Annotated in this window: 10 protein-coding genes; 7 read left to right on the top strand and 3 right to left on the bottom strand. The window is 54.0% G+C overall.

Translation table 11 applies throughout. The annotated features are described in order from the left end of the window. A partial coding sequence (locus ABYP39_RS14570) for a hypothetical protein (protein ID WP_372783225.1) occupies positions 1-320 on the top strand: 320 nt, incomplete at its 5' end. Positions 321-392: 72 nt separating this feature from the next. Here the strand turns inward: ABYP39_RS14570 and ABYP39_RS14565 are convergent. Continuing rightward, complete coding sequence (locus tag ABYP39_RS14565; RefSeq protein WP_372748589.1) at positions 393-1,580, bottom strand: class I SAM-dependent rRNA methyltransferase; 1,188 nt, start codon at positions 1,578-1,580, stop codon at positions 393-395. A 192-nt stretch (positions 1,581-1,772) separates the two neighbouring features. Here ABYP39_RS14565 and ABYP39_RS14560 point away from each other — a divergent pair, with 192 nt between their 5' ends. The 5 genes from ABYP39_RS14560 to ABYP39_RS14540 all read left to right on the top strand — a co-directional run bounded on the left by ABYP39_RS14560 (position 1,773) and on the right by ABYP39_RS14540 (position 5,312). Next, a complete protein-coding gene (locus tag ABYP39_RS14560) occupies positions 1,773-2,207 on the top strand; it encodes an MAPEG family protein (RefSeq protein WP_372748590.1) in 435 nt (144 codons plus the stop codon). Positions 2,208-2,264: 57 nt separating this feature from the next. After that, a complete protein-coding gene (locus tag ABYP39_RS14555) occupies positions 2,265-3,050 on the top strand; it encodes an SDR family NAD(P)-dependent oxidoreductase (protein WP_372748591.1) in 786 nt (261 codons plus the stop codon). 6 nt (positions 3,051-3,056) lie between these two features. Then, positions 3,057-3,380, top strand: a complete 324-nt coding sequence (locus ABYP39_RS14550) for a thioredoxin family protein (RefSeq protein ID WP_372748592.1) — start codon at positions 3,057-3,059, stop codon at positions 3,378-3,380. 237 nt (positions 3,381-3,617) lie between these two features. Next, on the top strand, positions 3,618-4,565 hold the full coding sequence (locus ABYP39_RS14545) for a Gfo/Idh/MocA family protein (protein ID WP_372748593.1): 948 nt from the start codon (positions 3,618-3,620) through the stop codon (positions 4,563-4,565). A gap of 138 nt (positions 4,566-4,703) precedes the next feature. Beyond that, a complete protein-coding gene (locus ABYP39_RS14540) occupies positions 4,704-5,312 on the top strand; it encodes a DJ-1/PfpI family protein (RefSeq protein WP_372783223.1) in 609 nt (202 codons plus the stop codon). A 226-nt stretch (positions 5,313-5,538) separates the two neighbouring features. On the opposite strand, the gene nirD is transcribed toward ABYP39_RS14540, so the two are convergent. After that, on the bottom strand, positions 5,539-5,874 hold the full coding sequence (gene nirD / locus ABYP39_RS14535) for a nitrite reductase small subunit NirD (RefSeq protein WP_372783221.1): 336 nt from the start codon (positions 5,872-5,874) through the stop codon (positions 5,539-5,541). A 29-nt stretch (positions 5,875-5,903) separates the two neighbouring features. Next, a complete protein-coding gene (nirB, locus tag ABYP39_RS14530) occupies positions 5,904-8,453 on the bottom strand; it encodes a nitrite reductase large subunit NirB (protein WP_372783219.1) in 2,550 nt (849 codons plus the stop codon). A gap of 371 nt (positions 8,454-8,824) precedes the next feature. Here nirB and ABYP39_RS14525 point away from each other — a divergent pair. Continuing rightward, a partial coding sequence (locus tag ABYP39_RS14525; RefSeq protein ID WP_372783217.1) for an MFS transporter occupies positions 8,825-10,017 on the top strand: 1,193 nt, incomplete at its 3' end.

The following is a 10,017-nucleotide window of genomic DNA, read 5'->3' as shown; positions in this document are numbered from 1 at the left end:
GCTATCTGCCGGGCAATGGACAAACGCTCAATGGGCGGGAAAAGGTTATTGCCTATCTTAGAGATAATGTGAATAAGATTGATCGGCGTTTTGATAGTAGAACACCCTCGCTGGTGGACGCTGCCATAACAGACAACCAGTTCAAGTTGACCTGGCGAGCAGAATACAAAAAAGAGGGTCTACCCGATCTGGTGATTGGCGGTCTGGAAATCGCCACCTTCGAGGACGGGCGGATTGTCCATCTGGAAGATATCTATGAACCTGAGGTGGTTGCAGGTTTTGAGTGGTGGATGAGTGAATACGGCGACCGTTTGGTCTAACACGATAAGCGATTGGGCGCTCCCGCGGTAAAGGGGAACGGAGCAAAGCTATTCCCCAGTTTGTGTTTCCTGCTAGCGATTAATGCGGCTCAATACCGCTTTCAAATACCGGGTTTCCGGAATCGCCGGATGTACAGGATGGTCAGGTCCTTGCATGCCTTCTGCCAGAATCTGCGCATTGCGATCTACGTGTCGTGAAGCAGCGCGGATGATATCCAGCAATTCCTCACGCGGCATATGCATGGAGCAGGACGCGGAAATCAGATAGCCGCCGGGGTTGAGCAGACGCATAGCCAGTTCGTTAATACGCCGGTAAGCCTGAATGCCCTGCTTTTGGTCTTTTTTACGTTTGATAAAAGCTGGCGGGTCGACCACGATCACATCAAATCGCTGCTCATCGTCTTTGAGCTGCTTGAGTGCGTCGAAGGCATCACCCTGCAGCGTGTTCATGCGCTCACCAACACCGTTTAAATCTGCGTTAGTGTGTGCCTTGTCGAGGGCCAATTCTGAGGCGTCATTGCACCACACTTCCTCGGCGCCAAAGACGGCGGCCTGCACACCAAAGCTTCCCACATAACTGAATACATCCAGTACCCGTTTGCCGGGAACAAGCTCACGCAGCCACGCTCTATTCGGGCGTTGATCGTAGAACCAGCCAGTTTTCTGGCCGCTGCTGAGCGGTGCCAGGAAGCGCACGCCGTTTTCAATTAGCTCCACATCTTCAGGCGAGGTGCCATACACACAGGAGACTTCTTCTGGCAGGCCTTCAAGTGTGCGAACGGATGCGTCGTTGCGCAGTAAAATGGAGGCGGGGTCGAGTATTTTTTGCAAGGCGTTGATCACTGGCTCACGCAGGGCTTCCATGCCGGCGGTATTGAATTGAACAGCAAGGTGGTCACCGAAGCGGTCAACGACCAGTCCAGGCAGTAGGTCACTTTCACCGTAGATCAAGCGATAGCATGGGTTCGGAAAAAGTTGCTGGCGCAGTTCCAGGGCCTGCTTGAGCCGTTGCTCTATCTGTTTCTGGCCAAAGGCGGTTTGGCCGCTATCAAGCATGCGCGCACAGATCAGTGATTGGGGGTTAACGTAGGCGACGCCCAACGCTTTGCCGTTGGCGGCTTCCACCACCACCTGTTGCCCGGCGCTGAAGCCTTTGAGTGGGGTGGCCTTGGTATCCACTTCATTGCTGTAGATCCAAAGATGGCCACCGCGCAGTCGGCGTTCTTCGTTTTTGGCGAGTCGGAGAGTTGCTAGAGACATGATTAAGGGGCGCTTGCGGAAATGTGGGCGGTATTATCCCGGTTTGCCGCTGCAGGCGCCAGCGGCTTGACTGAGCCGGCTATACCCGAGCGGTCGCATTGGTTGTAGCCAAGGAATCGCTTATGCTGGAGGGTCTGCCAAGGCAGCAATTACTCTGACTGGATGACAACAATAAACTCTGGAGAGATAAGCATGATGGAAAATAGCCCGATTCTCGGTTCAGTGATAGTTCTGGTGGCCTGGTCGCTGGTGATGTGGATCTGGATGTACGCCACTCGCATACCGGCGATCGCGGCCGCCAAAATGGAGCTGGACCCGAATGCGCCTAATGGACAGCAGATGGCTCAGTTGCCGCCCAAGGTGCGCTGGAAGGCCGACAACTACAACCACCTGATGGAGCAGCCCACGATTTTTTATGCCCTGGCAATTACGTTGGCGGTGCTCGGTGAAGGCGAGGGTGCCAATGCAATGCTGGCCTGGGCGTATGTGGGCTTGCGTATAGTTCACAGCTTGGTACAGGTGTTGGTCAACAAGATCGAAGTACGCTTTACGCTGTTTAGTCTGTCGACATTGCCGTTGTTTGCGTTGACCTATAATGCTGCGACGGCTTTTTTCAGCGCAGGTTAGACGACTCTATTTAATGCTGGCGCATGAGCCTGTCAGCGACAAATATTGGTAATACAGATGAAGTTAAAAGGCAGGGTAGCGCTGGTAACAGGTTCGTCACGTGGCATTGGCGCAGCGATTGCGCGGCGGCTGGCAGCAGACGGTGCGATGGTGGTGGTACACGCTAACGAGAATATCGATGCAGCCAAACAGGTTGTTTGCAATATTCGCGAGGCTGGTGGCATAGCAGAGGTTGTTCAGGGCGATTTGACGACTGAAGATGTTCCGGTGGCGATCGTGCGTGAGGCCTTTGCCTTTCGCAAGGCGCTGGATATTCTGGTGTGCAATGCCGGCGGCAGTGGCGGCGGTATGCTCGTAAATGTGGATACCGATGCTCTGAATAAAACGCTGGCCCTTAATCTGCGCGCGGTAATGTTGTCCACGGCGGAGTTTGCGCGAATAACGGAAAGTGAGCACGGACGCGTTGTACTGATCTCGTCGGGCGCCGCTGCGCACCCGGCCTATGGCGCCTCTGCGCTGTCGGCGGCCAAGGCGGGAGCGGAGGCCTTTATTCGCTCCGCCGCGCAAGAGCTGGGGAGCCGTCAGATAACCGCCAATACCGTGGCGCCGGGCACAACGAAGACCGATCGCATTGCCGGACAGGCATGGACCGATAAGGTGCCGGCCTGGACAGCGCTTGGCCGTTTAGGTGAGCCTGAAGACATTGCCGATATTGTTTCATTTGTGGTGTCGGACGAGGCGCGCTGGATGACTGGCGCCACCCTGCCTGCCAGTGGTGGATTGCTTACGACAGCTGCGAATATTTTGGCGCAAGAGCAGCGTCAGCCACCGCTATCTGAGTAAACAAAGATGTCATTTGATCCAACTTACCATGACGCCGAACCGACTTTGTCTGAATTGCAGGCGGGCGATGGGTATCTTCTACTGGAATTTGGCGCACCCTGGTGTGGTCATTGCCAGGCAGCGGCGCCGGCGGTGGCAACCGCAATGACTGCAGTGGATGTGCCGCATATAAAAATCTATGACGGAAAAGGTAAACGTTTGGGCCGCGCTTTTGGCGTGAAGCTTTGGCCTACCCTTATTTTGCTCAATAACGGAGAAGAAGTGGCGCGATTGGTACGCCCGCGTGAAACTGAAGCCGTAGCTAGGTTGTTGGCGTCGATTGAAGGCTAATCACAACAGATGTTGGTCGCAGCGCTGTTAATACGATAAATGGTCTTAGATAGCCGACAGTTTTTGCCTATGTTGGGCATAAGTTATATTAACGGCGTGCAAGTGGAGACGGTCATTTGCTGCGAGCAGGAAAATTTAGCGCAGCTGTGCAGGCAACCGAATTTTCGACAGTAGGTGGGGCGGAGTGCTTCCTGGCAACGCTATTGCTAATACCCATTTCAAATTACAGGGCGTGACATGAAGATAGTTGTTATCGGCACCGGTTTCGGTGAAAACGTGGTGGCTCCGGCATTTCAAAGCCTGGGATGCGAGGTGCAGGTGGTGTCGCCACGCGATGACGCGGCTGTAAAAAACGCCTGTAGCGAAAACGTAGATCTGGTGTCTGTGCATTCGCCACCCTTTATGCATCGCGACCATGTGTTGTTGGCGCTGGATCATGGCAGCGCTGTATTGTGCGATAAACCCTTTGGTGTGAGTGTGGCCGATGCTCAGGCAATGTGTAATGCGGTTGAAGGCAGAGAGGTATCGCATTTTTTGAATTTCGAGTTTCGCTGTCGCAGCGCCAATAGAAAGGTTAAAGAACTCGTAGACAGCGGCGTCATCGGCACTCTGCAGCACGGCAGTTGGCTTGCTCACAATCATCTGTTACGCGAGCGACACTACGGGTGGTTGTTTGACGCCTCGCTCGGTGGCGGCTGGCTCGGTGCCTACGGTTCCCACCTGATCGACCATATTCTGTGGCTTGCTGATAGCGATATGATGCATTGTTCAGGCATTCGCAGTATTAGCCAGAATCGGCGCCGCGACCGTGATGGTCAGTTGCAAACTTGTACGGCAGAAGATGCAGCCAGTTTTCACCTGGTACTGGCTAACGGTTTTAGCGCTACGGTAGATATCAGTGCGTCAGCACCGGCCTTTCTTGAGCCGCACATGACGCTTATTGGCAGCGAGGGCACCATCGAGCTATTCAACGACGAGCGGCTGGTGCTCAAAACGCTTGATAAAGAACCGGAAACCTTCTCCATCACGAGTGAACAGAATCAGTTTATGGGCGCCCAGACAGCGTGGCTGAAGGAAGTAGTCAGTGCCGTGAAAACCCAATCAAAGCTAACCCCGAATTTCTACGATGGTCTCGCTACCCGGAAGGTGCTCGACCAACTCAACGCCACCTTGTATAACCGCTAAAAAACGGTGGTTATCGAGCCCTTTTGATCAGGAGCGATCGCGCACTCACGCGTGATTGTGCGCTGCCCGGTTCCACATTACTATCCGGCTAGGAGGCGGGGTGGTCAAATAATACTCGATACGACCCCGGATTTTTTTATGGCGAAGCAGGTTGGTATATATATCTATCCCTTGGCTGAGGTACTGGATTTTTCCGGGCCATTCGAAGTGTTTACAACAGCCTCACGGATCTGTCCCGACAGTGAGCCTTTTGCGGTAAGTCTGATCAGTGAGTCTGATGAGGTGGTCGCGGCGCGCTCGGGGTATCGGGTGCTGTCGGACTGCACAATCAGTGACCACCCAGAACTGGACGTATTGCTAGTTGTCGGTGGCGTGCAGTCTGCGGAGATGGACAAGCCCTCCGTTATTAACTGGATTGCCGCGCAGGCGCAGCGAGTGTCTCTGGTCGCGTCGGTATGCACAGGCGTATTCCTGTTAGCGCAGGCGGGGGTTTGTCAGGGTAAGCGGGTGACGACTCACTGGGAAGATATTCCCGATTTTCGACGACTGTTCCCGGGGCTGGAGGTCGTGGAGGATTGTCGGTGGGTCGACGAGGGTGGTCTGGTTACCTCAGCTGGGATTTCCGCAGGTATTGATATGAGTCTGCATCTGGTTGAACGATTGCATAGCCGTGCGCTTGCCGAAAAGACTGCTCGGCAAATGGCTTTCGATTGGACGCATTCCGGAGTTGCAATCTCGTCGGTTTGAGTAACGCGGTGCTAACGGATGGCTTGGTCTAGGCGCTGGCTCAAAAGCACTCCCCCGGCTTTACGACATAGGGTAAGCAGCGAAGCGAAGTTTGCCGGATAAATTGAAGGGGCAGGTGATCACATCGGAAGTAGTCTGGCTGCGGGAGCCTTATGCGCGATGATTAAGTTGGCCAGTCACAGCAATAGTGCACTGTGACTGGCCGGGGGGGAGTCGTTATAAACGTTTAGGCAGCGGCCTGGGCAGCGGCGCATACCATGATGGTGTCGCCGTCGAGTTTTGCACTGTATGCGTTGACGGATTGACTCTCGTCTTCAAGACAGCGACCGCTTGCCAGTGAGAAGTGCTGTTTGTATATCGGCGAGGCCACGACCAGTTCGTCACCAAGGCTGCCTATGATGCCGCGTGAGAGCACGTTGGCGCCGCTGAAAGGATCGCGATTGTCCAGGGCGTACACGCTATTGTTCACGTTGAATATGGCAATTTGTTTGCCGTCTACCAGTGCGCAAACGCCAGCGTTAGGAGGGAGGTCGGTTATAGAACAAACAGCTGTCCAATTCATGGTTTCGTCCTTTTTGGTATCGGTCATCGTTAGGCCACAGCAATCAGATCTTTGCCCAGTTCACGTTCTTCGTCGGTCGCGGGTCGGATTTGGCCGCGCTCTTGTACAAAGACCACGTTGTCATCGCCCTGATTACTATTGACGAAACTGCGGAACATTTTGACTTTGTCTTCGTTGTCGATGGTGGTTTTCCACTCGCACTGGTAGGTGCCGATGACATGCGCCAATTCCGCTTCCAGTTCTTCGGCGATGCCCAGTGAGTCGTTAATGATGACGTTTTGCAGATACTCCAGTCCGCCTTCAAGATTGTCCATCCACACACTGGTTCGCTGCAGACGGTCGGCGGTGCGCACGTAAAACATCAGGAATCGATCGATATATTTGATCAGGGTTTCAGTGTCGATATCGGAAGCGAACAGATCTGCATGGCGTGGTTTCATACCACCATTACCGCACACATACAGGTTCCAGCCGTTTTCAGTGGCGATCACGCCAACATCTTTGCTTTGGGCCTCGGCGCATTCACGGGTGCAGCCGGAGACTGCCATTTTAAGTTTGTGAGGTGAGCGCAGCCCTTTGTAGCGATTTTCGATATCGATGGCAGCGCCGACACTGTCTTGTACACCGTAGCGACACCAGGTGGAGCCGACACAGCTTTTAACCGTGCGCAGTGATTTTCCATAGGCGTGGCCAGATTCGAATCCGGCGTCGACGAGTTCTTTCCAGATCAATGGCAGTTGGTCGACGGTGGCACCGAACAGGTCGATGCGTTGGCCGCCTGTAATTTTGGTGTACAGGTTGTATTTCTTGCCGACCTCGCCGAGTACGATCAGTTTGTCGGGCGTGATTTCTCCGCCGGCGACACGCGGAACAATCGAGTAGGTGCCATTTTTTTGCATGTTGGCCAACATGCGATCGTTCGTGTCCTGCAGGCCGGCATGGTCTGCTTCCAGAATGTAGTCGTTCCAGCAGCTTGCCAGAATAGAGGCTGCGGTCGGTTTACAAATATCACAGCCGTGGCCTTTGCCGTGCTTTTCCAGCAGCTCTTTGAAGCTCTTGATCTTGCCAACGCGCACCAGATGGTAGATTTCTTGGCGGGTGTAGGGGAAGTGTTCACACAGGTCTGTATTCACTTCTAGACCAAGTTTAGCCAGCTCCGCGTTCAGCACCTGGCCAACGAGGGCAGTACAACCGCCGCAACTGGTGGCGGCTTTAGTGCAGGCCTTCAGGTCGCCCAGGGTTTGGGTTCCGTCGGCAATGGCGCTGCACAGGTCGCCTTTGGTTACGTTATTGCAAGAACAGATTTGAGCAGATTCAGGCAGGGCATCTACGCCTAGCCCGGCAGCGGCAGCGCCGTCGAGCGAGGGCAGAATCATGGCCTCTGGGTGTTCTGGCAGTGTGATGTCGTTCAGTGCGTACTGCAGCAGTGTGCCATAGTCTTCGGCATCGCCAATCAGTACAGCGCCGAGCACTTTGCTGGCGTCTTCATTAACGACCAGCTTCTTGTAAACTTCCGTCTGCTCGTCGATAAAGGTATAGCACTTGGCACCAGGGGTGTTGGCGTGCGCGTCCCCAATTGAGGCTACGTCCACACCCATCAGCTTTAGTTTAGTGCTCATGTCCGCGCCGAGAAATTGCTTGTCTTCGCCGGTTGCCAGCACATGATCGGCTGCTACGCGAGCCATCTCCCAGCCCGGAGCAATCAGGCCGAAAATGCGGCCGCCCCACAGGGCGCATTCCCCAACGGCATAAATAGAGGGGTCGGAGGTCTGGCAATAGTTGTTGACCACGATACCGCCACGCTCGCCAATCTCGAGCTCAGACTGCCGCGCCAGCTCGTCCTGCGGACGGATGCCGGCAGAGAATACGATTAGATCCGTTTCCAGCTCTTCGCCGTCGGCAAAGCACATTTTGTGGGTGGTGCTGTCGCCATCAATGATTTGTTGTGTGTTTTTGCCGGTGTGAACCGAAACCCCGAGGTCTTCGATTTTCTTGCGCAGGAGTTTGCCACCACCATCGTCTACCTGAACCGCCATAAGGCGAGGTGCAAATTCCACGACGTGGGTTTTTAAGCCAAGGTCGTGTAACGCTTTGGCGGCTTCAAGGCCCAGCAGGCCGCCACCCACTACCGCGCCAATTTTGCCGTTCTGGCTGGCGGCGGTAATGGCCTCAAGGTCTTCAATAGTGCGGTACACAAAGCAGTTGTTGCGGTCGTGACCCGGTACCGGCGGAACGAAGGGGTATGATCCGGTGCCGAGCACGAGCACATCGTACTCAGCCGTAGTGCCGCACTCGGTGCTGACCACCTTGTTGGAACGATCGATGCTGGTAACTTTCTTGCCGCTATATACCACCATGTTCTGGCTTTCGTAAAAGCCTTCTTCAACCATGTTCAAGGATTCAGCTTGTCGGGTTTCAAACCAGGCGGTCAGGTGCACGCGGTCGTAGGCCGGACGTGGTTCTTCACCAAAAATCGTAATGGAAAATTGATCGGCCTTGCCACTCTCGACAAGCGTTTCCAGAAATTGGTGGCCAACGGGTCCGTTGCCCACCAGTACGAGACGTGTTGCTCCGCTCATGCTACTTACCTTTATCCAGTTCTCCCCGAGGTGCGAGGGTCTGTCGCACCGTGTATGCGGAGCGATAAAGCAAGCCATGTGCCAATCATGGTGGTCTCACTTTAAATGCATGAATAATATGGTTTTTATTGCAGCGCACCATAAAGGTGACACTCGCGCTGCCCGAGATGGCACCAAAAAGACGCACAGTGCTGGTGCGTCGCCGCTTGCGTGAGCGAATCGGGGGCATTGGCTGCACCGTTAACATCGGTAGCGAACGTGGGGTTAGGTGAAAAAGCCTTGCGGCTCATAGGCTTGGTGATTTTTATTTGTGGTTGGCATAGGCCTTGCTCAAGGCTTCGCAGATACTTAAATCTCTAGCGGAGTCTGTTATGTCTGGCGGTAGTCTCAACCTACTGGATGTGAAGCAAGCTAACATCCGGTTGCTGCATTTATCCTGGTTTGCATTTTTTCTAACGTTCATGGTGTGGTTCAACCACGCACCAATGCTAGCTTCCATTAAAGAGGCTTTTGATCTCACCGGTCAGCAGGTGAAGGCCTTGATGATCTTGAACGTGGCACTCACAATTCCGTCGCGCATTGTGATCGGCATGCTGGTTGACCGGTTTGGCCCACGTATCATATATACGATTTTGCTATTGATCGGCGGCGGCCTTTGTCTGGGGTTTGCCTTTGCCAACTCCTACGAAACCATAGCCTTGATGCGATTTCTAATGGGCTTCATTGGCGCCGGTTTTGTTATCGGTATTCGGCTTGTGAGCGAATGGTTTCCTGCGCGGCAGGTGGGCTTGGCTGAGGGCGTTTACGGCGGCTGGGGTAACTTTGGTAGCGCCGCAGCGGCAATGTCTTTGCCTACACTTGCGTTGATCTACGGCGGCGCAGATGGCTGGCGTTACGCTATTGCCACAACGGGTGTTATCGCGATCGTATACGGGCTGTTCTTTTACACTCGAGCGCGCAATACACCAAAAGGGTCAACTTACTTCAAGCCGAAAAAGAATGGCGGTCTTGAGGTTACTAGCAAACGCGACCTGTATTTTTATATTGGCATGTGCCTGCCCATGTACGCGGCGCTGGCTACATTAACCTGGAAGCTATCACCGGAAAATCTTGGTTTACTCTCGCAAACTGCTACCTATGCTACTTACGCTGTATTGGCGGTAGTGGGTGTTGTGCAGATCAGCCAGATACTGCGGGTTAACTCTCATCTGTTTTCTGATGCGCCGGTACCGGAATTTCAGCGCTACAAGTTCAAGCAGGTTGCTATTCTGAACGTGTCGTATTTTGTAACCTTTGGTTCAGAGCTAGCAGTGGTTTCCATGTTGCCCCTGTTCTTTATGGAAGTGTTTGAGTTGAGCGCTGTAAAAGCAGGTCTGTTGGCGTCTGGCTTTGCGTTTATGAACCTGGTGGCGCGGCCAACGGGTGGCTACTTCTCCGATAAGTTTGGGCGTCGTAAATCCCTGTCTATTCTGGTTGCGGGGCTGGCAGTGGGTTATATGCTGTTGAGTCAGATAACCTCTGGCTGGCCGATTGTGCTGGCGGTATTGGCAACCATGATGTGTTC

Origin of the sequence: Litorivivens sp. (genome assembly GCF_041625495.1) — a bacterium.
GTDB lineage: Bacteria > Pseudomonadota > Gammaproteobacteria > Pseudomonadales > Spongiibacteraceae > Litorivivens.
This window is presented reverse-complemented; position numbering and strand designations above follow the sequence as displayed.